General features: G+C 56.7%; 20 protein-coding genes and 1 riboswitch. Of the genes, 12 read left to right on the top strand and 8 right to left on the bottom strand.

Features of this window, described 5'->3' with window-relative positions; all coding sequences use genetic code 11:
• Window positions 1-173: 173 nt before the first annotated feature.
• On the bottom strand, window positions 174-1,535 hold the full coding sequence (locus tag JAO79_RS01605; protein ID WP_199005416.1) for an alanine/glycine:cation symporter family protein: 1,362 nt from the start codon (window positions 1,533-1,535) through the stop codon (window positions 174-176).
• 198 nt (window positions 1,536-1,733) lie between these two features.
• Between JAO79_RS01605 and JAO79_RS01600 the strand changes: the two genes are divergently transcribed.
• The gene (locus tag JAO79_RS01600; RefSeq protein ID WP_199005415.1) at window positions 1,734-2,165 is read left to right on the top strand and encodes a CBS domain-containing protein; all 432 of its coding nucleotides are present in this window, start codon (window positions 1,734-1,736) and stop codon (window positions 2,163-2,165) included.
• A 12-nt stretch (window positions 2,166-2,177) separates the two neighbouring features.
• Here the strand turns inward: JAO79_RS01600 and JAO79_RS01595 are convergent, their stop codons facing one another.
• A complete protein-coding gene (locus JAO79_RS01595; RefSeq protein WP_199005414.1) occupies window positions 2,178-3,305 on the bottom strand; it encodes an HD-GYP domain-containing protein in 1,128 nt (375 codons plus the stop codon).
• Window positions 3,306-3,482: 177 nt separating this feature from the next.
• On the opposite strand from JAO79_RS01595, the gene JAO79_RS16370 reads away from it, so the two are divergent.
• Complete coding sequence (locus JAO79_RS16370; RefSeq protein WP_320158921.1) at window positions 3,483-4,499, top strand: GGDEF domain-containing protein; 1,017 nt, start codon at window positions 3,483-3,485, stop codon at window positions 4,497-4,499.
• A gap of 33 nt (window positions 4,500-4,532) precedes the next feature.
• Here JAO79_RS16370 and JAO79_RS01585 read toward each other — a convergent pair whose 3' ends face one another.
• Window positions 4,533-5,930 (bottom strand): MATE family efflux transporter, encoded by a 1,398-nt coding sequence (locus JAO79_RS01585; protein ID WP_199005413.1) that lies wholly within the window; start codon window positions 5,928-5,930, stop codon window positions 4,533-4,535.
• Window positions 5,931-6,100: 170 nt separating this feature from the next.
• Between JAO79_RS01585 and JAO79_RS01580 the strand changes: the two genes are divergently transcribed.
• The 3 genes from JAO79_RS01580 (at window position 6,101) to JAO79_RS01570 (ending at window position 10,189) form a co-directional block, all read left to right on the top strand.
• Window positions 6,101-6,973, top strand: coding sequence for a carboxylate/amino acid/amine transporter (locus JAO79_RS01580; protein ID WP_199005412.1), 873 nt, complete (start codon window positions 6,101-6,103; stop codon window positions 6,971-6,973).
• A gap of 87 nt (window positions 6,974-7,060) precedes the next feature.
• Entirely contained in the window at window positions 7,061-8,635 is a 1,575-nt protein-coding gene (locus tag JAO79_RS01575; RefSeq protein ID WP_199005411.1) for a methyl-accepting chemotaxis protein, read from the top strand.
• Window positions 8,636-8,806: 171 nt separating this feature from the next.
• Entirely contained in the window at window positions 8,807-10,189 is a 1,383-nt protein-coding gene (locus JAO79_RS01570; protein ID WP_199005410.1) for a sodium-dependent transporter, read from the top strand.
• 89 nt (window positions 10,190-10,278) lie between these two features.
• Here JAO79_RS01570 and JAO79_RS01565 read toward each other — a convergent pair whose 3' ends face one another.
• The 3 genes from JAO79_RS01565 to JAO79_RS01555 form a co-directional block, all read right to left on the bottom strand.
• Window positions 10,279-10,857 (bottom strand): QsdR family transcriptional regulator, encoded by a 579-nt coding sequence (locus JAO79_RS01565; protein WP_320158920.1) that lies wholly within the window; start codon window positions 10,855-10,857, stop codon window positions 10,279-10,281.
• 63 nt (window positions 10,858-10,920) lie between these two features.
• Window positions 10,921-11,643, bottom strand: a complete 723-nt coding sequence (locus tag JAO79_RS01560) for a 3'-5' exonuclease (protein ID WP_199005409.1) — start codon at window positions 11,641-11,643, stop codon at window positions 10,921-10,923.
• A complete protein-coding gene (locus JAO79_RS01555) occupies window positions 11,636-13,510 on the bottom strand; it encodes a putative nucleotidyltransferase substrate binding domain-containing protein (RefSeq protein WP_199005408.1) in 1,875 nt (624 codons plus the stop codon). Before JAO79_RS01555 ends, JAO79_RS01560 begins: the two co-directional genes overlap by 8 nt.
• A gap of 100 nt (window positions 13,511-13,610) precedes the next feature.
• On the opposite strand from JAO79_RS01555, the gene cobU reads away from it, so the two are divergent.
• Window positions 13,611-14,135: a bifunctional adenosylcobinamide kinase/adenosylcobinamide-phosphate guanylyltransferase gene (gene cobU / locus JAO79_RS01550; protein ID WP_199005407.1), complete on the top strand. Its 525-nt coding sequence runs from the start codon at window positions 13,611-13,613 to the stop codon at window positions 14,133-14,135.
• Here the strand turns inward: cobU and JAO79_RS01545 are convergent.
• Both JAO79_RS01545 and cobT read right to left on the bottom strand, forming a co-directional pair.
• Window positions 14,132-14,728, bottom strand: coding sequence for a histidine phosphatase family protein (locus JAO79_RS01545; protein ID WP_199005406.1), 597 nt, complete (start codon window positions 14,726-14,728; stop codon window positions 14,132-14,134). The genes cobU and JAO79_RS01545 overlap by 4 nt on opposite strands.
• 6 nt (window positions 14,729-14,734) lie before the next feature.
• Entirely contained in the window at window positions 14,735-15,793 is a 1,059-nt protein-coding gene (gene cobT, locus JAO79_RS01540) for a nicotinate-nucleotide--dimethylbenzimidazole phosphoribosyltransferase (protein ID WP_199005405.1), read from the bottom strand.
• 125 nt (window positions 15,794-15,918) lie between these two features.
• Between cobT and cbiB the strand changes: the two genes are divergently transcribed.
• The 6 genes from cbiB (at window position 15,919) to JAO79_RS01510 (ending at window position 22,799) form a co-directional block, all read left to right on the top strand.
• Window positions 15,919-16,854: an adenosylcobinamide-phosphate synthase CbiB gene (gene cbiB / locus JAO79_RS01535; RefSeq protein WP_227664373.1), complete on the top strand. Its 936-nt coding sequence runs from the start codon at window positions 15,919-15,921 to the stop codon at window positions 16,852-16,854.
• Window positions 16,851-17,897, top strand: coding sequence for a threonine-phosphate decarboxylase CobD (gene cobD, locus JAO79_RS01530; RefSeq protein WP_320158919.1), 1,047 nt, complete (start codon window positions 16,851-16,853; stop codon window positions 17,895-17,897). Before cbiB ends, cobD begins: the two co-directional genes overlap by 4 nt.
• A gap of 58 nt (window positions 17,898-17,955) precedes the next feature.
• Window positions 17,956-18,149: riboswitch (cobalamin riboswitch) on the top strand.
• Between the two features lie 156 nt (window positions 18,150-18,305).
• On the top strand, window positions 18,306-20,114 hold the full coding sequence (locus JAO79_RS01525) for a TonB-dependent receptor domain-containing protein (RefSeq protein ID WP_199005404.1): 1,809 nt from the start codon (window positions 18,306-18,308) through the stop codon (window positions 20,112-20,114).
• A 28-nt stretch (window positions 20,115-20,142) separates the two neighbouring features.
• Complete coding sequence (locus JAO79_RS01520) at window positions 20,143-21,027, top strand: cobalamin-binding protein (RefSeq protein WP_320158918.1); 885 nt, start codon at window positions 20,143-20,145, stop codon at window positions 21,025-21,027.
• A gap of 39 nt (window positions 21,028-21,066) precedes the next feature.
• On the top strand, window positions 21,067-22,026 hold the full coding sequence (locus JAO79_RS01515; RefSeq protein ID WP_199005403.1) for a FecCD family ABC transporter permease: 960 nt from the start codon (window positions 21,067-21,069) through the stop codon (window positions 22,024-22,026).
• Entirely contained in the window at window positions 22,026-22,799 is a 774-nt protein-coding gene (locus JAO79_RS01510; protein ID WP_199005402.1) for an ABC transporter ATP-binding protein, read from the top strand. The genes JAO79_RS01515 and JAO79_RS01510 overlap by 1 nt, the downstream gene beginning before the upstream one ends.
• Window positions 22,800-22,809 lie beyond the last annotated feature (10 nt).

Genomic DNA, 22,809 nt, shown 5'->3' with positions numbered 1-22,809 from the left:
CTCCTTTCACGCATTGTTGTCGATCTCAGGATTGTGGCTGCGCCTTGGCTCAGCCAACTGGATAGCACAGTGTATACAAGTAACCATGGAGCCACAGGGGGGTAAATGCAAGGGCGCTTGATCTATCTCATTTGCAGCGCCCACGTCCGTGTGGGCGGTTAAATGAGTCGAATTCAGTGCACGCCGGGGCTCATCTGCTTATCAAAATAGTCTTTGGTCAGGCGGAACACCACCGGGCTGAGCAGCAGCAGGGCAATCAGATTGGGCAAGGCCATCATGGCATTCAGCGTATCGGCCAGCAGCCAGATGAAGCCGAGATTAACGGTTGCGCCTACTGGAATCGCGATGACCCAGATAATCCGGTAAGGCACGATCGCTTTCACACCGAACAGGAATTCGATGCTGCGCTCGCCATAGAAGGACCAGCCCAGGATGGTGGTAAAGGCAAAAATCGCCAAGGCAATGGCCACCATATAGTTGCCCAGCCCCGGAAGGCCGGTCTCAAAAGCCAGAGAGGTCAGGGCGGCACCGGTTTCGCCGGATGTCCACACGCCTGACGTGATGATCACCAGGCCGGTAATGCTGCACACGATGATGGTATCGATGAAGGTACCGAGCATGGCCACCATGCCTTGGCGAACCGGGTCTTTGGTTTGAGCAGCCGCATGGGCGATGGGGGCTGAACCCAGGCCGGCTTCGTTGGAAAAAATACCGCGGGCAACACCGAAACGGATGGCGGCCCAGACGGCGGCGCCGGCAAAACCACCTTCGGCTGCCGCAGAGCTGAAGGCATAGCTGAAGATCAAATTGAAGGCGGCGGGAATTTCGTGGGCGTTTATGGCGAGAACCACCAGGCCGATCATCACATAAGACACGGCCATAAACGGCACCAGCGCGCTGGCAACCTGCCCGATACGCTTGATGCCGCCTATCAGTACCATCCCGACCAGCGCCATCAGGACCAGACCGGTCGCCCAGTGCGGAATGCTGAAATTGACTTCAAGAACATCGGCGACAGAATTGGCCTGCACGGTGTTGCCGATACCGAAGGCCGCAACCGAGGCAAAAATGGCAAACAGTACACCCAGCCAGGCCCACTTTCTGCCCAATCCGTTGCGGATGTAATACATCGGACCACCCACGTGAGCGCCGCGCTCGTCTACTTCGCGGAACCGAACCGCCAGCACTGCCTCGGAATACTTGGTGGCCATGCCGACCAGTGCCGTTAACCACATCCAGAACAACGCCCCGGGTCCTCCCAAAAACACCGCGGTGGCTACGCCGGCGATATTACCGGTGCCGACGGTTGCTGACAGCGCGGTCATCAACGCCTGAAACGGTGGGATATCCCCTTCATCGTCGCCGCCGCGAGCCCGGCCGTTCCACATTAATCGGAAGCCGGCGCCGAGTTTCATGATGGGCATGAGTTTGAGGCCGAGACTCAGAAACAAGCCGACACCCAAAATCATGACCAACATGGGTGGTCCCCACACCAACCCGTTGATTTCACTTACAAAGTTAGAAATTGCTTCCATGAGGACTCCCGGTGTTTGCATTGAGTTATGCGGCGGTTTCTGGTGCGTTAAGAGATAACTCTTTGAGTTTAGTTGATAATTTCCAGCTATGAAATGCTTGGCTGTGACAGTTTCCTATTTCGGCAAGGATTGCCTATGTTTAAAGAAAGGCCTGTTGGCCGGATGAGAGGTTATTAACCACAATCAAGGGGGTTGCCTATGCATTCATTGAAGGTTTCTGAAGTAATGTGGAATCACATAGAACCGATTCGGTGCGGGGAACCGCTGACCCATGTGGTCAAAACTCTGCTAGACAATCACGTCACCGGATTGCCGGTGGTGGACGGGCAGCGGCGAGTGCTTGGCTTTGTATCTGAACAGGATTGTATCCATGCTTTGTTGGTCAGTAATTATCACAGCGAAGGTGAGCCCAACGTAGACGACGTGATGTTCCGTAATCCGGTAACCGTTAGTCCGGATATGTCGGTGGTGGATCTGGCGCAGAATTTGGGTGCGGGCAAACCCAAAGTCTATCCGGTGGTGGAAGATGGCAAATTGGTTGGGGTGGTTACTCGTTCGGCCATACTGTCTCAGTTGGCGCAGGCCGGTCAGACTATGGAACGGTCACGGTTTGCGAGCGCTGACGAATAGCGCCGGGAAAGATTACAGGGTTCGGAAGCCCCAGATCAGACTGAAATCCATGGATGGCATAACTTCCGCATCTTCGAGCCGGACAATGGCGTATTCCGGTTCGTTCGTGTTCCGCTCGAACGTTCCCGTGTACCGGTTTCCTCTCGGGCTGACTATGGCACTTACTATAGCGCCCCTGTGGCCTTCGGGCCGCTTTTTCACCACCCCAATCTCATCATTCGCCAGGCGAACCACAACACCCGGTGGGTACTCACCGAGAATCTCGAGCAAGGCTTTCGGGATGGCTGGCCGAAGCTGGCCGTTTCCGAGCGTGCGCAACAGTTTTGTTGCCGCAACAGTGTCCATCCGGTCCCGGTAGGCTCGCTTGGTGATCATGGCAACGTAACGTTCTGCCAACGCCAGGATTTCGGCTTCCGGCAGAATGTCTGAACCGGTGAGGCCAAAAGGGTATCCAGAACCATCGGCTTTTTCATGGTGCTGCATGATGCATTGCAGTATCCGGGAATTGGATATTCCCGCAGCTTGCAGCGCTTCAACAGCACGTTCAGGGTGTTTGCGAATGACGGCGCGTTGCTCTGGGCTGAGAACATGCTTGGAAGCGTTTAACTGGTCGATGACGGGAATCAAGGCGAGATTTGCGGTCAGCGCGGAGAGAACCAGTGATGTGGTGCGCTTGTGTTCCAGATTAAACTGTCGGGCGATGAAGTGGCAAAGAATGCCGTAGAACAAGGTCTGTTCGTAGATGTTGGGGTTAACCGAATATAGGTGGACCAGTGCAAGTGTCGCATCGGGCGCCTGTTTGCAGACCCGTTCAAGCATGCGGGCCGATCCCAACAGGCGGTTTTTTGCGCTGGGCGTCTGTGACGTTATGGCGGACAGAGTTGCTTCGAGCGTGGCCAGCAAGTCGCCGTATTCGGCGAAGGGGTTACAAGAGTGGGGGTCAGTGTATTGGCCAAACTTTCGGGGCCGGGATACAACGGGTTTTATCTGGCCGCGCTCGTACAAGCGCTCAAGTTGGTCGTCTGAGGTAATGATGTAGCCTTGGCGCAACAGCACAGTGCCACTGGTGTCGAACACATCCCATGGCAGCGGTTTGCCAATCACCAATGCGCCCGGCGCAATCTGTATTAAATCAGCCAAAACAACGTCCCTGCTTATGCCGTCAAGCGATACATACCGGCATTATGATCGTATATGCGTTGCTAATACAATGTAGACAGGTTTGTCGGGCACTTTTCGGCAAAATTGTGTCTTTCAATGCATATTTGTTAAGAATCGTAGCCGCTTGGCGACCACCACCCTAGCCTGCGCTAGGCTGTGGATTCTTCTCAATTTTTCTGGACTCTGCGCGGCATGTTGTATTGCCTGAAGAATGATTTTCGGTTGTCTATCGTCACTCTGCTGTCGGGCAGCGCAATTCTTGGCATCACGCCGTTTGCGATCATGCGGTTTATTGATGGTAATTTGCTGGCAGGCTTCATTGACCTTGGCATTCTGGCGGCTCTTGCCGGAAGTCTGGTGTATGCCTGGGTAACCCAGGACACCTACCGCTCCGGTATTTTCCTGGCGATAGCCTGCTGCACCGGGGCCGTCGTGGTTAGCGTGATGGTGGGTGAAGTTGGCGTATTCTGGCTTTACCCCTGTCTGGTCACCACCTTCTTCCTCGCTCCCAGCCGCGTTGCGGCGGTTCTGAATCTGGTATCGGTTCTTGCCATCGTGTCGGTGGAAGCTACGTTCACTTCTCAAGTGCAAATGTGGACGTTTCTGGCCAGTACCACGATCGTAAGTGCCTGTTCTTACGTGTTTGCCATGCGCAACAAAGAGCAGAGAGACCGTCTTGAGCAATTGGCGACAATCGATCCTCTGACCGGCGTCAAGAACCGCCGTTCAATGGACCAGGAGCTGGATTTGGCTGCGGCGAACGCAGAGCGAACCGGGCTGCCCTATGCGCTGGTGATCCTGGATATCGATCACTTCAAAGCCATCAACGATGAGTATGGGCATGGGGTCGGCGATACCGTTCTGTGTGATTTGGTCGGATTGATTGCAGAAAACACCCGCCGTACCGACCAGCTGTTCCGGTATGGTGGCGAAGAGTTTGTGGTGTTGTTCCCGGGTGTGGATGGTAAAAACCTGAAGACCGTGGTGGCCAATCTGCAGCAAGGCTTGCGAAAGTCGCTCAAAGGGCCGGGCGGTCCGGTGACTTCTTCTTTTGGTGTAGCCATGCTGCGTCACGGCGAGAGTGTGGCAAGTTGGTTAGCCAGAGCCGATCACGCGCTCTATCGGGCCAAGGAGTCCGGCCGCGACCGAGTCGTGTACGGCGATGATTTCTGAGGCGTTTGCTGTGTGTGACGTCCGGTTGCAGACTTATTCATCCAGTTCCACGTTGGGTTGATAGCGGAATAGGCGCCAACCCAGGAAAACGCTGGCGGATGTCAGGCCCGCAGTAAGCCCCACCCAGAAGCCAGCTGCGCCAAGCGCAGGCACGATCCAGTCGGTAAACGTCAGCACGTAGCCCAGTGGCAACCCCACCCCCCAAAACGAAAACAGCATGATGAGCATGGGCACCCGCGTGTCTTTGTAACCTCGCAAAGCGCTGATGCAGGTCACCTGAATCACATCGGCGATCTGAAACATGGCGGCAAACGAGAGCAGTCGGATGGTAACCGCTTGTACCTCCGGATCGCTGGTGTAGAGCGCAGCAATGGCCTCGGCGAACACGAAAAGCAAGGTCGCGAACACCAGGGCAACGCCCGAGGCCAGCAGCAGTGAACTGCGTGAAATCAGCCGGGCGCTGTCAGGCGCTTGGGCGCCAATCAGAAAACTCACCCTCAACGTAAGGGCCATGCCAATGCTCAGAGGCAGCATGAACAGCAGCGACACCACGTTCAGAGCGATCTGGTGGCCGGCGACAATTACGGGCCCGAGCGCGGCCAAAAACAATGCGATTACGGAAAACATGCTGGCTTCGACGAAGATCGTGAAGCCGATTGGCACACCGAGTTTTAATATGTAACGGATTCCTGCGAGATTGGGCATAACCCGCTCTGCAATCAGGTGAAACTGTTTGAAGGTTTGGCTGCGATTCAGGTAAATCAGCAGTGCAATGGCCGCAATGCCGTTCGACAAGGAAGTGGCCCAGCCACAACCGACGCCGCCCATGGCGGGTAAGCCAAGCTTGCCGTAGATGAAAATGTAGTTGAGGGGCAGGTTTATCAGGGTGCTGAGCACCGAGAACATCATAATCACCCGGGTGTGGCCCAAGCCATCCGTGAGCCCGCGCAGCGCATTCATCAGCAGCATGGCTGGAATGCCCCAGGCAAAGGCATTCAAATAGCCTTGGGTGATCTCTGCTGTGCCTGCGTCCATCTTGAGCAGGGCGAGTACCGGGTGCACGTGGGTGAGCAACACGGCCATGATGACGGTGCCGCCCATTGCGATATAAATGCCCTGCCAGGTTGCCGGCATGATTTTGCTGACGGTGCGGGCACCGTTGTAGCCGGAGATGATCGGCTGAAGGGCTCCGAGCAGGCCCATGAAAAACAGAAAAAGTGGCATCCACAGGCTGCTGCCTATGCCAACCGCCGCAAGATCTTCGGCACTGGCATGGCCGGCCATAACGGTGTCGATAACGCCGTTTGCCATTTGCGCTACTTGTGCGATCAGTATCGGCCCGCCGAGCAGCGCCAGGGTTTTCCATTCGGTAAGCGTGCGGCTTACCAACGGCTGTCGGGTCTCGGGTAACGGCTGGTGTGTCTCGTCCATGGTGCTTCGGGCTTGGCGTCGGGTGAGTGAGGGTTTGCGGATGCAGTTGAAACACGCATCTTACTGCATTCAGTCAGGTGACACTTATAGGGAATTGCACCGCTGGGGACGCTGCACGCCCCGTTTAAAACGAGTAAAGTACTTTCCCGGAGCTTCTAAGGTATATCGATATGGTTTTTTTGATTCTGGTCACGATCCTGTGGGCGTTTTCCTTTAGTCTGATCGGCGAGTTTCTTGCGGGGCAGGTCGATAGCGATTTCGCCGTTTTGAGCCGGGTATTGCTCGCCTCGCTGGTGTTTCTGCCGTTTACCCGCTGGCGCGGTGTGCCGGGCGGTATGAAATTGAGCATCATGGCCACCGGCATGCTGCAGTTCGGTATTACCTACGTGTGTCTTTACCGTTCGTTTGCCTATTTGTCGGTGCCGGAAGTTCTGTTGTTTACCATTTTCACACCGTTGTACGTCACGCTGCTGGACGATGCGTTGTTCCGTCGATTTTCCCCGGTGGCGTTGTTGGCTGCAGTCGTTGCCACGCTGGGCGCCGGTATTATTCGTTACGATGGCTTAAGTGAAGACTTTCTGATCGGCTTCCTGTTGTTGCAGATCGCCAATATGGCTTTTGCGGCCGGCCAGGTGGGCTATAAACATGTGATGCGGAAATATCCGTTGGGTCTTCCCGGCTATCGCACCTTCGGTTATTTCTTCTTTGGCGCACTGGTGATTGCTCTGCCGTCGTTTCTCATTTTCGGCAACCCCGATAAGTTGCCAGCGACCTCCTTGCAGTGGGGCATTCTTGCCTGGTTAGGGCTGGCAGCCTCGGGCCTTGGCCTGTATCTGTGGAATCGCGGCGCCTGTGACGTTGACGCGGGTACACTGGCGGTGATGAATAACGCGCTGGTGCCGGCCGGTTTACTGGTCAATCTGTTGATCTGGAATCGGGACGCAGATCTGGCCCGGTTAGCGCTCGGTGGCGCCGTGATTGCGTTCTCGCTTTGGGTAAATGCACGGTTTCACCCGCGTGCCCGAATGCAGCTGGCGAGTTAAGGCCCGAAGAACAACGGCTGGCTACGCTGCATTCCAGCGCATGCTATGCTTTTAAACTATTCAACACACCTCGGGGTGCCCCGTACTATGCGTAAGAATCTCCCGGTCACCGATAAAGAGATTGAGGTGGCCGCCGGCATGCGGCTGATCAGTGCAACCAATCTCAAGGGTGTCATTACCTACTGCAACGATGATTTTGAAACCATCAGCGGGTTCTCGCGCGATGAGCTGATTGGCCAGCCGCACAATGTGATTCGCCATCCGGATATGCCGGAAGCGACGTTTGCCAACATGTGGAGTTACCTGAAAGCGGGTAAAGCCTGGATGGGCGTGGTCAAGAATCGCACCAAGTGTGGCGGCTATTACTGGGTCAGTGCCTACGTTACCCCCATCTGGGAGGCGGGGGAAAAAGTCGGCTATGAATCGGTACGTGTCGCCACCACTCGTGATCAGGTCGAGCGGACGAAAAAGCTGTATGCGCGGTTGTCTGCTGGTCAAGTGCCCTCGGCGCGTATCAGTCGGTTACTGTCTACTTTGCGCTCCGGCACACCGTTCCTTGTATCGCTGGTGCTTACCTTGATGGCTTTGCAACTTACCTCACCGGTTTGGGCCATAGTCGTTGCTACTTTGGGGCACGGTCTGGCCGCATGGCTGATGTACGGGTCGTTGACCAAGCGTCTGAAAAATATTCTGGGGCTCCGGCAGGATGCGTTTCAGGACCCCTTGATTGCACAAACCTATTCGGATGAAAAAGGGTTGTTCTCGAGGCTCGCGCTGGTCATGGTGAGCGAAGAAGCGCGTTTGCGGACGGCGCTGGCCAGAATTGATGATCAGGCTGAGTATCTGAATGATCAGGCTCAGGCTACCCACTCCTTTATTACCGACGGTGCCGAAGCCATTGCCCGCCAACGCGCTGAAACCGATCAGACCGCATCTGCGATCAATGAGATGACGGCGTCCATTCAGGAAGTGGCGGCAGCCGTCACGGAGAATGCGCGGGAAGCCGAACAGGCTCACCGCCTGGCCCACGACGGCAGTGCGCGCAGCACCGAGGCATTGGCCGCTATTGAACAGCTGGTGGATCGGGTCGGCAGCATCGGGGCGTCGGTTAGCCGACTGGGCGAATCCACCCATACCATCGGTGAGGCCGCCAATCTGATTTCCGACATTGCCGATCAAACCAATTTGCTGGCGCTGAATGCGGCGATTGAAGCGGCGCGAGCCGGCGAACAAGGGCGAGGCTTTGCTGTGGTTGCGGACGAAGTGCGCTCTCTGGCCCAACGCACGCGTGAGTCAACGGTAAAGATTCAGGAAGTCATCGAGAGCTTTCGGGCTCAGGTTGAAGAAACCAATGAAGCGGTCGGGGCCGGCGAGGCCATCGCCGGTGACGGCCTGAGCAAGGTGCAGGGCGCGGTGGGCGCACTGAATGCTATCGTCAGTTCGGTTGATGCGATTTCCGACAGCTTCATCACCATGTCGGCGGCATTTGAAGAGCAGAGTCAGGTTTCGGAAGAGATCAATCAGCAGATTGTGAACATTGCTGCGCTGGCGGATCAGAGCGACGAGCAGGCTGAAGCGGCCCGCAGCAGCAGTGACAAGCTCAGCTCCATGGCCAATGGGCTGAAAGATCTGGTGTCGCGTTTTATCGATAAAAACCGTTAAACATCTGGACGTTGTAAGCGTTGTGCCCGAGCCGTCGGGCGGGTGGTGAAAAGTCCGGCACTGGCATCATGTCGCCAGTGCTGGCAGAATCCTGCACCAACTGCGCCTGAGCAATTCGCCGGCGCGCATAAATAGTAGTTTCCTCAGCCAAAAGCACAGGAAGAAAAACACATGACACAGTCTAACTCCGCAGCGGGCTCGCGCGGACTTTGGTCGTCAAGACTCGCGTTTATTCTGGCAGCGACCGGGTCAGCCGTCGGTCTGGGTAACGTCTGGAAGTTCCCGTATGTAACCGGTGAGAACGGTGGCGGTGCCTTTGTACTGGTATACCTGCTTTGTATTTTCATCATCGGTATCCCCATCATGATGGCGGAAGTGTTTATCGGCCGAAACGGCCGTCATAACCCGATCGCCAGTTTCCGGTTGGTTGCCGAGCGTAACCTGGCCTCTCCTGCCTGGCGCGCCTCTGCGATTATCGGCATGTTGGCCGCGTTCATCATTTTGTCGTTCTATTCAGTGATCGGCGGATGGGCTGCCTCTTATATTGGCCACTCGGCGATGGGCGACTTCAGCGGTGGCACTGCGGAAACCGTGGGCAAGTTGTTCGGAGATCTTCTGGCGAGCCCGATTCAGCTATTGGCCTGGCACACCGTGTTTATGGCCCTGGTGGTTTTGGTGGTGTCCCGTGGTTTGAAAGGTGGTCTGGAGCGCGCGGTTACCATTCTGATGCCGGCGTTGTTCGTGTTGTTGCTGGTAGTCGTGGGCTATGCAACTACAACGGGCCATTTTGGTGAAGCGGCCAGCTTTCTGTTCACTCCGAATTTTGAGGCTTTGACGGTTAAGGGCGTCCTGGTGGCTCTGGGCCATGCCTTCTTCACGCTGAGTTTGGGTATGGCCATCATGATGGCCTATGGCTCGTATCTGAGCCGCGATGTGCCCATTGGCCGCACCGCTGTCAGTGTTGCCTTGATGGACACGGTTGTTGCTCTGCTGGCCGGTTTGGCGATCTTCCCTGTGGTGTTTGCCAACGGCCTGGAACCGAGCGCGGGTCCTGGCCTGATTTTCCAGACGCTGCCTTTGGCGTTCGGTAACATGCCGATGGGTGGGTTGTTCGGAACCCTGTTCTTTGTGTTGCTGTTGTTCGCAGCCTGGACCTCCGGTATTTCTTTGCTGGAGCCCGTGGTCGAGTGGGTTGAGGAAAAAACCGAGATGGGCCGTGCCTCGAGCGCAATTCTGGCCGGTGGCGCATGTTGGGCGCTGGGTATTGTGTCTATTCTGTCCTTGAACGTGTGGTCGGATGTTGCGCCGCTGGGCATGTTTGCCGCCTTTGAAGGCAAAACCATGTTCGATCTGCTGGACTACTTCACCGCGAACATCATGCTGCCGCTGTCCGGATTGCTGACTGCCCTGTTTGTGGGTTGGTTTGTGGCCAAGGAAACGCTGCAGTCTGATCTGGTGATGGAAGGCGGTACCTTTACGCTTTGGCACGTGCTGATTCGCTACGTCACCCCGGTGGCTGTTGTGATCGTGTTTGTTTACAACCTGATTGGTTGATAGGCACACGCCAGAAAGCAGAAAACCCGGCGCTGTTCTCAGCGCCGGGTTTTTTTGTGCTCGCTCAGACAAGGGTTTCGCTGCGAGCGTCAGACCTTCCCGCCGAGCAAGATCCGAACGGCTGTGCAGGCGTCTTCGAGTTCTTCTTCTCGGGGTTCACGGCCGCCAATAATGTCACTGTAGAGACAGGACTCCGCGATGCGGACCATGAAGTACGACAAGCTCTGGATATTCATGGGCGGTGTCAGATGCCCGGTACGGATTTCATCTTTCAGTAAGCGGGTATTCACTTCCACGGTTCGGGCATGCAGCGTTGAGTGGGAAGATGTGAGCATCTTCAATGCATACTCCGGGTCCTGATGCAGAAACTTTCGCAGGGGTGAAAAATGCAGGATGGTGATGTTGATGTGGCGGAACACACCAACCACGTAGTCCACACCGTGACCGGGTGTGATCTCACGGGCTTCCTTGTACAGAGGCTCATACAGCGACCATAAAATTTCACCAATCAGCAGATCACGATTACCCACCCAGCGGAACAGGGTCGCCCGGCCGATGCCCAGGTCGTCGGCAAGGGCAGCAAGGCTGATTTTCTCCCCTTTTAACCACATTCGACGAGCCCGTTTGAAGGCATCGATCGGGGTTGTTTTGATGATTGATTCGGTCACTTTGAACTCTTTGGTAAGTTTGGCCTCATTTTAGCTGTTGCGAACGACTTGGGCTACGGTGGCCTATACCCATAGATCGCCGATGGGGGTGTCCGGGCTGAAGTGATGCGCAATTTGTGCCTGCAACAACTCGGCTGTTGCAATGGCATCGATCAGGGCGTTGTGGCCGGCGTAGTGAGGCAGGCCATAGCGGGTGCGACTGTCTGGCAGCCGGATCGACGTGGGCTTCTTGCCCATCAGTTGCTGCCAGCGTGATGGCCGCCGCCGGGGGTGCAGGTAGGCTTCGATGGCCATGGTGTCGATGACCGGGAAGCGCAGTTGCTCGTTCAAACGCCACTGCAGCGCCGTGTTGAGAAAAGGGCGTTCGATGTTGCGGTAATGCACCACCGGTATGCGCCCGGTCAGGTGTTCAAACAGGGGGTCGAGCACCTCTTCCAGATCCGGGGCGTCCTGGACTTCAGCGTGCGTAATGCCATGAATGGTCACCGACTCCTGATGCAGCGGCAGCTTCGGGCGCACAATCTGATGCCAGGACTTGCCCAGCTGGATGCCTTTGAGGGTAAACGGCACCAGACCGATACTGACAATCGAGTGCTGGGTAACGTCCAACCCGGTGGTCTCAAAATCCAGTGCCAATAAAGACATGTCTTTAATGGGTGTGTCCGGATTGGGGCAGCCCGCTTCGTAGAAGGCCCGAATTCTTGGGTCAACGGCCTTCTGAGCTTGAGTGCGATAGTTTTCTGGCCAGTTTTGTTTGCTGTTCCGGCTTTTGATGTTGCTAGGCATTCCTGGCCGTCCCTGCGTTGTAACGGAATCTCAGGAATCGCTGAGCGTTGCTGACAATCTGGAAGGCGTCTTTCAGATGGCTGCGCTCAAACGGAGACAAGTCTTCGGGGCGCACGTTGTTGTCCGGTTCGCGGCCCTCCTCAATCGCAAGCGCCTGATGGCGAACCCGAACAATGGATATGAACTCCAGAGCGTCGCGCAGGTTGCCTGCGTCGTCGTCCACCAGCAGTTTGGTTTTGGCAATGTCTTTCAAGCGTTCAAATGAGTTCTGGGATCGGGAGCCGCAAGCCAGTGCATGTACCCGGATCAGATCAGACAAAGGCGCGGTGCCTCGGCGCTTCAGGTTGAAAGTTTTCTGGTGCTTGCCGTCTTCTTCGAGCACGAAGGTGCGGAAGAAGCCCAGGGGCGGTGTGCGGTTCAGAGCATTGCGCGCCATCAGCGTCAGGAAGCGCTGGCTACTGGAAGCTTTTTCGGCCACCAGGGTTTTCAGCTGTTCCGCAAAGTCGGTTTCGCCGTGGATGCCGTCCAGATCGAAGAAAATATTGCTGTTGAGCAGGGTCTGGCCGTTGGGGTTTTCGATCCAGTCGGTGAAGTATTTTTTCCATACGTGCAGCGGTTGGCGCCATTTGGGGTTGGTGGCCATGATGTCGCCGGTGCAATACGTGTAGCCGCATTCAGCAAGTCCGTCTGACACAAACTTGGCCATCGCCAGAAAGTACTCGTCGTGCTCTTCCGGGATGAAACTGTCGTCCAGAATCAGTGCGTTATCCTGATCGGTGACCACCAGTTGTTCGTCACGGGCCATAGAGCCCAGTGCCATGAAACAGTAAGGAACGGGTGGCGGGCCCAGCTTTTCCTCTGCCAGTTCCAGCAAGCGCTGGCTGAAGCTGCGGCCAATGCCGGCCATGGCGCTGCCCACCATGTGGGAGTTGGCGTCTTCGTTGACCATGCGTACGAAACTGTCGCGCACGTCCACGCTGATTTTCCTCAAGCCCTTCACATCCGGTTGGCGGAAGATGTTGCTGACCAGATAAACGCTGCTCTGACTTTCGTACTTGATGATGTCTGACAGCGCGATAACCCCGCGCACCTCGTTGCCGTCCATCACTGGCAGGTGGTGCACGTTGTTGTGCAGCATGGTCAGCATGGCTTCGAAGATGAAGGCCCGGCTGCTGATGGTGATCAAACCCTCTGTCATGATTTCGCTGACCGGAGTTTCAGACGCTAGCGCGTGGTTCACTGCCCGGGTGCGCAGATCCCGGTCGGTAATGATGCCCACCAGTTTTGGCGTGTCGCCGCTTTCGTCCATCAGCGGCAACGACGATACCCCGTTGTCGGTCATAATCCGGGCCGCTTCCTGCAAACGTACCGTCGTCGGCGCGCAAACCAACGCCCGGGAAATCAGCCGGGTCACTTTCGCCGTCATAAGCTGGTTTGATTTCTCCCGGCGGGAGACGGCGGAGCGCAGGCGGCTGCGGTCTTCGATTTCAACAAAATCGGCGAAGTTGTCGTCATGTTCCCACAAGTAGTGAAAAACATGATCAGGGATTTTGTAGATCAGGCTGTCTTCGATGGCTTTGACCGGGAAGCGAACCTTCTTGTTCATCATCAGGCCGAACTGGCCGAATATCTCGCCTTCGCCGACCCGACTGTACAGCTCGCCCGAACGCCGATAGATCTCAACGGCGCCACTTCGAACGTAATGCAGGCTATCGGCCTGATGACCCAGCTCGACGATCTGGGTGCCGGCCCGAACGTAAACCACCTCGATGTTGGTGACGATTTTGTCCAGCAGTTCATCGGACATTTCGTCAAAGGGCGCGTATTGAGTAATGTGATTTTGAATGTCCAGCAGTTCGGCCTGCATGCTTTCTCCAGCAAATACGAGTTCTGGCCAAACTATAGCAGTTGTGGTTTTTTTTGGTGTACCTTTGGGCCCTTTCTCACGGGCCTTCAGGAGGCTTGGCATGGCGTTAAAGGTGTTGGTAACCGGTGGCATTCGTTCCGGCAAAACCGCGATGGCAGAGCGGCGGGCACAGGTCGCGGGTGAACCGGTGGTGTATGTGGCCACCGCCACGGCGGGCGATGACGAAATGGCACAGCGTATTCACCGGCACCAACAGCTGCGGCCTGATAACTGGGGCTTGAGGGAAGAGCCGTTGCGCCTGGCCAATGTACTTGATGAATGCCAGGCCCAAGCGGCTAACCCGCCGCTGTTGCTGATTGACTGCATGAGCTTATGGGTAAGTAATTTGTTGTTTGCCGGCGACGAGGTATTTGATCGGGAACGAGGAGCGTTTCTGAGTGCGATCGAGCGTTATCCCGGTTCGGTGGTGGTGGTCACCAACGAGGTGGGGTTGGGAACCATTGGCATGGACCCGCTCACCCGGCGCTTTGCGGATGAGCTGGGGTGGTTGAATCAGGCACTGGCCCAGCGTTGTGACGAGGTGGTGATGTCGGTTGCGGGGTTGCCGCTGACCCTCAAAGGCTAAGGCTGATGGCTGATCACGCTGCGAAACACGCCAAACTCGGATTGATCAACCTGAATACGACTGCGGCAGGCGTAAGGCACGGCAAAGCCGGTGAAGGATTTCTCCAGCGGTATGTCCAGAACATCCGCTAAGGCCATTCGAATAACGCCACCGTGGCAGACCACCAATACCTTTTGCCCGGACAGTTTTTCCTGCCAACGATGGATGCTGTGGATAACCCGGTCGTAAAAGTCGGTGACCGGTTCACCGCCCGGTGGCAGGAAGTTTATCGGGTCTTTCCAGAAGCGATTCAGTCGATCGCCGTAACCGGCCTCGACCTGTTCTGCGGTCAGTCCTTCCCACTCGCCAAAGCCGATTTCCCGGAGTTCGTGTTCGATATGCAGCGGAATGTTCTGTTGCCTGGAAAGCGTTTCCGCAAAGCGTTGGCAGCGGGCCATGGGCGAGCTGACGATGGCATCCCAGTGGTCGGTGCTGGCGATGGCGGCGTGCATTTGCTGCCAGCCCCGCTCGCTTAACGGGTCATCTTTGCTGCCCCGGAACATTGGGCCGCCTTCGGGTTCGCCGTGGCGGATCAGGTCGATGATGGTGGTCATGGTGTTTTACTCTTCTGACTTTCCGCTGATATTGGCATCGGCAAAGCTTGCCATGTGATTGTGCAAAGCGCAGGCGGAACGAAGCAGGGGTACCGCAACAGCCGCTCCGCTACCTTCGCCCAATCGCATGCCAAGATCCAGCAAGGGGGAAGCGCCCAAGGCTTTCAGCACGGCGTTGTGCCCGGGTTCGGCGGAGCGGTGGGCGAACAACAGCCAGTCGCGCACGCCCGGTTGCTGATGAACCGCGATCAGCGCAGCGGCCGAGACGATAAAACCATCCACCAGCACCGGAATACCTCGGGCTGCGCTGCCCATAATGGCACCGACCAAACCGGCCAGTTCGAATCCGCCTAACGACGCCAGCACCGTCAGTGGGTCTTTGCTGTCACCGTGGCGAGCCAGGGCTCGCTCAACCACTGCGGCTTTTCGAGATACACCTTCCGCATTTAGACCGGTGCCCGGCCCGACCAACTGCCGGGGGCAATGGCCCAAGAGCGCACAGGCTATGGCCGAGGCACTGGTGGTGTTGCCAATGCCCATGTCGCCACCGATAAACAATCGACAACCAGCTGTTTTTGCCCGTTCCGCGGCGTTGTCGCCGCTGGTCAGCGCCGCTTCGACCTGCTCGGGTGTCATGGCGAAGGTCTGAGCCATATTCGCCGTGGCGGGAGCGATGATTTCGTTAATCACCCCGGGCAACGCCGGCACATCTGCAACGGTGCCCAGATTTACCACTTCCAGACTGGCGCCCAATTCTTTCGCCATGACGCTGATGGCAGCTCCGCCATGGGCGAAATTGGCAATCATTTGCGCGGTAACCGCCTGTGGAAAAGCGGACACCCCTTCGGCGCACACGCCGTGATCACCGGCGAAAATCACCATACGAACCGGATCAACAGACGGGGTTTCACTGGCCGAAAGACCGGCGAGCGTAATAGCGACCTGTTCCAGCTTACCTAGCGACCCGGGCGGTTTAGTAAGTACTTGCTGACGAGCTTCGGCAAGCTCTAAATGCGCACTGGAGGGTGTGGAGGGCGGCTGAAGCCAGCTATTGGGCAGAGGCATGGAGTGTTCCTTGTGAACAGAAAGTGAGGATGGTCTATCTGTGGCCCAATGGTGTCAAGGTAAGGCTCGGGTCGGGTAGACTTGCCGGCATTCTTCGTGAGGGTATGGTCTTGGATGCGTTTTCAATGTCGGTAGCCGTTTGCTGCGCTGCGGTTTTGCTGGATGTTTTGATTGGAGAACCGCGCCGTTGGCACCCGTTGGTGGGCTTTGGCCGAGTGGTTGTCTGGGTTGAGCGGCGCTTTAATCGGCGGCCGCAACAATCGAGCCGCAGTGTGATGATCGGTGGCATTGCAGCCGTATTGTTAATGATGCCCCTGGTCGCCGCGGCAATGGCTTTACAGGAATTGTTGAGTGGCTGGGCGGCGTTAGGGATGCAGGCGCTTGTGCTGTGGCTGGCCATTGCGCTGCGGGGCCTGGCCGAGCATGGCAAGGCGGTATCAAACGCTTTGTTTCAGGGTAATGGTGAACAAGCCCGGGAAGCGGTGGGGCGCATTGTGAGCCGCGATGCCGAGGCACTTTCCGACAGCGGGGTGGCCGCGGCCGCCGCCGAGTCCATGTTAGAAAACGGCGCGGATGCCGTGTTTGCCAGCTTGTTTTGGTTCCTGGTGGCGGGCTTGCCGGGTGTGGTTTTGCACCGGCTGGTGAACACGCTGGATGCCATGTGGGGCTATCGTAACGAGCGCTATCTTTATTTCGGGCGCTTTGCCGCCCGGCTGGATGACCTTATGAACTGGGTGCCTGCACGGCTGACCGCGTTGACCTACGCGCTAATGGGCAACACGCAGCTGGCGATGTCGTGCTGGTTTCGTCAGGCGAAAACATGGGACAGCCCCAATGCCGGCCCGGTGATGGCGGCCGGAGCCGGAGCGCTGGGGGTTTCCCTCGGCGGCCCGGCACCTTATGCCAGTGGCGTTAAACAACGCCCACGCTTGGGCAGCGGCCCTGAGGCAACCGCCCTAACAGTTGAAGGGGCGATCGGGCTGGTCCAAAGAGGTGTGGGGCTTTGGTTGATTGTCTTGGCGCTGTTTGCCTTTGGTTTTTGGGCCGGAGGTGCCGTGTGATTCCGTTTCATTCACCCGAGAGCCCCGAGCACGGCGGCAGGCTGGAAGCCGCGGTGCGCAAATGGGGCATACCCCGAGACCAGTGGCTGGATCTTTCTACCGGCATAAACCCGGTTCCTTATCCGATCCCTGAAATTCCCATGGAGGTTTGGCAGCGCCTGCCCGAGCCGGATGATGGTCTGGAAGACATCATTCGTCATTGGGCCGGTGCACCGGCCGAGGCGGCCTGTCTGCCTGTGGCGGGCAGCCAGCAAGCCATCATGGCATTGCCGGTCGTTCGCAAGCACTTGCACGGCGTTGGCCGGGTGGCGGTGCCCATGCCGGGTTACCGGGAGCATGGCCATGCCTGGCAGCGGGCGGGTTTTGATGTGGTGGGTATTTCAGCGCAACAGGCGCTGGCGGATGACCTGAGCTGGCTGGATACGGTGGATGTGGTGGTTTGGATTAACCCGAACAATCCGACCGGGCAGGTGTTATCGCCCGAGCGATTAATGGCATGGCGGCAACGGCTAGCGCGGCGCGGTGGCTGGCTGGTGGTGGATGAGGCGTTTGTTGAGGGGCTTCCCGGACATATGCTCGACCCATGGGCGGGCGCAGCCAATCTCATCATACTGAGGTCATTAGGCAAGTTTTTCGGTTTGGCCGGAATTCGCGCCGGCGCGGCGCTGTTAGAGCGTGAGCTGGCAAAACACGTCAACCACGAACTCGGGCCTTGGCCTGTAAGCGGCCCTGCGCGATATCTGATGAAGCGAGTCTTGCAAGACGAGAACTGGCAAGCTGAAGCATTGATCAAGCAAAAAGAAGCATCTGCCAGATTATCTGCATTGCTTGAGCAACACGGTCTGGGTCATCCTTCTGGTGCGTTGCTGTTTCAGACGGTAAGACATCCGCAGGCAGCGGAAATAGCAGACAGTCTCGCCCGGTGCGGAATTCTGGTGCGGTGCTTCGATACTCCCGAGGCTCTGCGTTTTGGTTTGCCTGCGAATGAGGCCGGCTGGACCCGCCTGACGGCAGCTCTGTCGGGAATTCATATATGTCATTGACCACCCCCACCCCGGTTGGTAGTCTTGCCCGCGATTTCAGGTGCTCTGCATGTTCATTTCAGACTGGCGATAGTCGGATGAATCCCTAGAGTGAAACGGGAAGCTGGTGAGAGTCCAGTACTGCCCCCGCAACGGTAATCAGGTTAATAGCAATCCGTTACGCCACTGTGCCAAAGGCATGGGAAGGTGATTGCTCCGGAGCACGGCCTCCACCTGAAAGTCCGGAGACCGGCCTGAAAGACGGAGTTTCTCAAGCTCTGTACACCAGACGTTGCGGAGGGCGACGGCGGTGGGTGATCCGGCTCATCAGCACTGCACGCCCTCCACCCCCGTCCGATCACCATAATTGTCCTTCGCAGTAACCATGACCGACCGCGCGGGTGCGTGCGGTGAACTGTGAGTGATGATATGAATCCTTCGAAGGCCATTTCGGCGCTAATTTTGTTGCCATTGGCGTTTCCTGCGACTGCCACTGATCGACAGTCTGACAGCGATACACTTGAACCCATCGTCGTAACGGCGACTCTAGGCCCTCTGACCGCGGGCGAAAGTTTGTCGTCCGTAACCGTGCTCGATGAAGAAGCTATTCGTCAGCAAAATCCGTCCGACTTTGCTGAACTTCTGCGTGGTCAGCCGGGTATTAACGTAACAGGCAACGGATCGTTCGGAAAAACCACGAGTGTATACACCCGTGGCACGGCGAATGATTCAACGCTGCTCTTAGTGGATGGTGTGCGTTTACGATCAGCGACCTCGGGTGGTCCATCCTGGCAGTACTTTCCTGCAGAACTTGTTGAGCGTGTTGAAATCGTTCGTGGCGCAAAGAGTTCGCTCTACGGCTCCGATGCCGTAGGTGGCGTGATTCAGGCATTTACGCTTGATCCGGAAGAGACACCTGCTGGTTGGGTCGAGCTCGGTGCGGGCAACTTCGATACTCAAAAAGGCAGCGCTGGTGTGGCCGCAAGCGCAGGCAACACTCGCTTTAGTTTAAGTGGCTTGCATAAGGAAACCGACGGTACGGCGGTAATCACAGATGGTGAGGATCGAGGTTTCCGAAACACTGCAGGAGTCGGACGGATTGTCCATGAGCTGGACTCTGGCGGCGAAGCCAGTTTGGTGGTGGTTCAGAGCGAAGGTAATACTGAGTACGAAGGTGGCAACATCGATTACATGCTCCGGACCATTGGCTTTGGATTAGAAACTCCGGTGAGTGAGCATTGGCGTCAGTCGTTGCAGTTTTCTGAGTCGCGTGATGAAACCGACAATGTCACGCCTACCTTCAGTAGCACATTTGACACAAGATCCCGTGCAGCTCGCTGGGACAATACGTTTACCTGGAATGTACATGAGCTGGTTGTTGGCACTGAATTGATGAACGATGAGGTGGGTGGCACTACAGATTATGCCGAGACCAGCCGTTCTAACATGGCGCTTTACACGCAGCTTCGCTTGAATTTCGGGCCGACCGATCTGATGCTGAGTTTGCGAGGGGATGATAACGAGGCATACGGGAAGAACGAAACCGGTAGTGTTGCTTTAGGGCATGCATTCGATCGTTCTCATCGTGTACGGCTGAGCTACGGTACCGCGTTCCGCGCCCCGACATTTAATGATTTGTACTTCCCGGGCGCTAACCCGGACCTTAAAGCTGAAGAATCTGCGACTGTAGAAGTTGGTTTCAGTGGGCACTACCAGTATTGGTTCTGGGACACTGCACTGTTCCAGCTGGATGTGGACAATCTGATTGCATGGGCTCCCACACCTAGCGGTATGTGGACACCAATGAACGTTAACGAAGCCCGGATTCGTGGTGTGGAATTTGGTGCAGGCTTTGAGCGCGACGGTTGGCGTGGTGATGCCGCTTTGACTCTGCTTGATCCTGAAAACCGAGAAACCGGTAATCGCCTCCAGCGCCGCAGTGGCAAAACCTTGCGACTCGACTTGAGCAAGGACATCGGTACCTGGAATTTTGGTGGCACAGTGATTGCGGAAGGTTATCGCTACGATGATGCTGCTAACGATGATCGGTTGTCAGGGTTTGCGACATTAGACCTGCGCGCGGGCTGGAAATTTGCAAAGGATTGGTCAACGCGTCTTACCGTGGCCAACGTTTTGGACAAAGAGTACAGCACGGCTCGATATTCCAGCTCTCAAGACCTGGACTACATTGCGGCAGGCCGCACCGCCATGCTGACTGTTCGCTACGACATTCGATAAACGGTGCGATTAGACCGGGGAGGTGCCAGTGACAAAGTGGAGCGCTGTAGTCCTGCTGTTGGGCTTGATGCTACTGGCACCGTTCGGGATGGCAGCAGCCGTTTGTGTAACGGACGATCAAGGGGCAGAGCTTTGCCTGAATCAACCGGCCAAACGCATCGCCACCTTGTCTCCGGGCGCCACGGAACTGGCGTTTGCGGCGGGAGCGGGCGATCAGGTGGTCGCTGTGGTGAACTACAGCGATTACCCCGAGGCAGCTCGCAATTTGCCCTTGGTGGGCAATCACACCCGGATAGATCTGGAAGCGCTGTTGGCGCTTCAGCCCGATTTGGTGATCACCTGGCGAACCGGTAATCCACCCGCACAAATGGAGATGCTGCGGGCATTGGGTTTGCCCATGTTTGCCATTGAACCACGTACCTTTGAGGGCGTTTCCAAAGTCATTGAACAGCTTTCGATACTGGCGGGCACGGAACAAGAAGGCTTTGCAGAAGCAAAACGTTTCCGAAAAGGGATAGCCGAGATTGCAGAGCAGTACCGGAACGTAGAGCCTATACCGGTCTTCTATCAAGTCTGGCAGACGCCACTGATGACGATCAACGATGACCATTTGATTGGAAAAGTGGTTCAGCTTTGCGGCGGGGTGAACGTTTTTGGCGACATGCCGCGGCTGGTGCCGAGAATCAGCGCAGAAGTGGTGCTGGAGGCCGACCCCCATGCAATTATTACCGCAAGTGTTGAGGGTATCGAAGATAACCAACTCGATCACTGGAAGAGCTATTCGGGAATGACCGCTGTGGCAAAACGCAACCTGTTCTTTGTACCCGCATCACCAATCTCAAGGCCGACCCCGCGGCTTCTCGAAGCGAGTCGTGATATTTGCCAAAGACTGGATGTTGCCCGTGGACGCTAGTGAAGCCGGTAAACACCAGAATAAAGAGGTGCCGGCCCCATGACCCGTTCTCTGCTGGTGCTCGGTGCGATTGCGTTGGCGGCCTTTATGTTGGCGCTGGCGGTAGGCAGCGTAACCATTACACCTTCCGAACTCTGGGCTGTTATTCAGGGCGAAGGCAACAAACTGCACCAGACGCTGCTGTTGGAGTTGCGCTTGCCACGAACCCTTGCGGCATTCGCCACCGGCGGCCTGTTGGCGGTGGCGGGAGCCCTGATGCAGGTGCTGCTTCGCAACCCACTGGCGGATCCCTACGTGCTGGGGTTATCCGGCGGTGCTGCTGTGGGCGCGTTGTTGGCGATGCTGGCAGGAATGGGGGCGTTGCTGATCTCGGGTTCCGCCTTTGCCGGTGCGATGCTGGCAATGGTGCTGGTGTTCGGACTGGCCCACGGCACCGGCAGCTGGACAGCCTCCCGCTTGCTGCTGACGGGTGTTGTGGTAGCGGCTGGTTGGGGAGCCGTGATTACCCTGATGCTGGCGATAACCCCGTCTTACAAACTCCCCGGCATGCTGTACTGGCTGATGGGCGATGTTTCCTACGCTCGTACCCCTTGGCCCGCATTCGTGGTTCTTGTATTGGCGATTCTGGTGATTATGCCGCTTGCCCGAAATCTGAACGTGTTGGCGCGTGGCCCCATGCAAGCGGCGGCACTCGGGGTATCGGTGCGCCCGCTTGAATGGACTATCTATGTTCTTGCCAGCCTATTGACGGCAACGGCGGTGACAACCGCCGGCAGTATCGGATTCGTCGGTCTGATTGTGCCGCATATGCTTCGGCTGGTTTTGGGCAACGACCAGCGCATCATTTTGCCCGCCAGCGCCTTGGCGGGTGGCACTCTGCTTGTCTTGGCGGATACTCTCGCCCGCACGGTGATCGCGCCTGAGCAGCTTCCCGTGGGCGTTATTACTGCCCTGCTGGGTGTGCCAACTTTTCTGTATCTACTGCACCGGAGTCGTTAATGAGCACGCTGCATACTCGCGACCTGATCATCAATGTGCCCGGCAGAGCAGACGGTTTTTCTCTTAATTTGAGTGTTGAGCCCGGTCAAACTTGGGGCGTGCTCGGCCCTAACGGGTCCGGAAAAACTACCCTGTTGCATACCCTCGCCGGCCTATTACCTGCCCGCAGTGGCCGAGTTGTGTTGAACGACTCGCTGCTGATAGAGCTAAAACGCCGTGATATTGCTCGGCAGCTGGGACTGGTGTTTCAGGAGCGGCAAGACAGCTTTCCCGCAACGGTTATGGAAACTGCTTTGATTGGGCGTCACCCCTGGTTGTCGCCCTGGGAGAGTGAGCAAGCCGATGATCAGGCTAAAGCTCAACAGGCATTGGCGGCGCTGGATGTCGATCATTTGTCGGATCGATTGCTCAGCACCTTGTCGGGCGGCGAGCGTCAGCGGGTTGCGATTGCAACACTGATGACCCAGAACCCGGATATCTGGTTGCTGGATGAGCCGACGAATCATCTTGACCTACACCATCAGGTCAAGGTTATGAGTCTGCTCAGAGATCAGGCCGAGTTGGGTAAGGCCGTCTTCATGTGCCTGCACGACCTGAACCTGGCCGCGCGTTGGTGTAGTCATGTGTTGCTGCTTTATCCCAACGGTGACGCCTGTTGGGGGCCCGCCGAAAGTATGTTGAAACCATCTGCACTCGAGCAGTTGTATAACCAGAAACTAGTGACTGTAGAAGCTGATGGTGCACCGGTGTTCGTTCCTGTGAACTCCGGTTAATAACGATGAG

The organism is Marinobacter litoralis, from assembly GCF_016427555.1.
Taxonomy (GTDB): domain Bacteria; phylum Pseudomonadota; class Gammaproteobacteria; order Pseudomonadales; family Oleiphilaceae; genus Marinobacter; species Marinobacter litoralis_A.
Note: the sequence above shows the minus strand (reverse complement) of the source record. Positions and strands in the feature narration are given on the sequence as shown.

What these genes read in the sequence shown, in the direction of transcription:
- JAO79_RS01605 (WP_199005416.1), bottom strand. Translation starts at nt 1,535, where the DNA reads ATGGAAGCAATTTCTAACTTTGTAAGTGAAATCAACGGGTTGGTGTGG.
- JAO79_RS01600 (WP_199005415.1), top strand. Translation starts at nt 1,734, where the DNA reads ATGCATTCATTGAAGGTTTCTGAAGTAATGTGGAATCACATAGAACCG.
- JAO79_RS01585 (WP_199005413.1), bottom strand. Translation starts at nt 5,930, where the DNA reads ATGGACGAGACACACCAGCCGTTACCCGAGACCCGACAGCCGTTGGTA.
- JAO79_RS01580 (WP_199005412.1), top strand. Translation starts at nt 6,101, where the DNA reads ATGGTTTTTTTGATTCTGGTCACGATCCTGTGGGCGTTTTCCTTTAGT.
- JAO79_RS01575 (WP_199005411.1), top strand. Translation starts at nt 7,061, where the DNA reads ATGCGTAAGAATCTCCCGGTCACCGATAAAGAGATTGAGGTGGCCGCC.
- JAO79_RS01570 (WP_199005410.1), top strand. Translation starts at nt 8,807, where the DNA reads ATGACACAGTCTAACTCCGCAGCGGGCTCGCGCGGACTTTGGTCGTCA.
- JAO79_RS01560 (WP_199005409.1), bottom strand. Translation starts at nt 11,643, where the DNA reads ATGCCTAGCAACATCAAAAGCCGGAACAGCAAACAAAACTGGCCAGAA.
- JAO79_RS01555 (WP_199005408.1), bottom strand. Translation starts at nt 13,510, where the DNA reads ATGCAGGCCGAACTGCTGGACATTCAAAATCACATTACTCAATACGCG.
- cobU (WP_199005407.1), top strand. Translation starts at nt 13,611, where the DNA reads ATGGCGTTAAAGGTGTTGGTAACCGGTGGCATTCGTTCCGGCAAAACC.
- JAO79_RS01545 (WP_199005406.1), bottom strand. Translation starts at nt 14,728, where the DNA reads ATGACCACCATCATCGACCTGATCCGCCACGGCGAACCCGAAGGCGGC.
- cobT (WP_199005405.1), bottom strand. Translation starts at nt 15,793, where the DNA reads ATGCCTCTGCCCAATAGCTGGCTTCAGCCGCCCTCCACACCCTCCAGT.
- cbiB (WP_227664373.1), top strand. Translation starts at nt 15,919, where the DNA reads ATGTCGGTAGCCGTTTGCTGCGCTGCGGTTTTGCTGGATGTTTTGATT.
- JAO79_RS01525 (WP_199005404.1), top strand. Translation starts at nt 18,306, where the DNA reads ATGAATCCTTCGAAGGCCATTTCGGCGCTAATTTTGTTGCCATTGGCG.
- JAO79_RS01515 (WP_199005403.1), top strand. Translation starts at nt 21,067, where the DNA reads ATGACCCGTTCTCTGCTGGTGCTCGGTGCGATTGCGTTGGCGGCCTTT.
- JAO79_RS01510 (WP_199005402.1), top strand. Translation starts at nt 22,026, where the DNA reads ATGAGCACGCTGCATACTCGCGACCTGATCATCAATGTGCCCGGCAGA.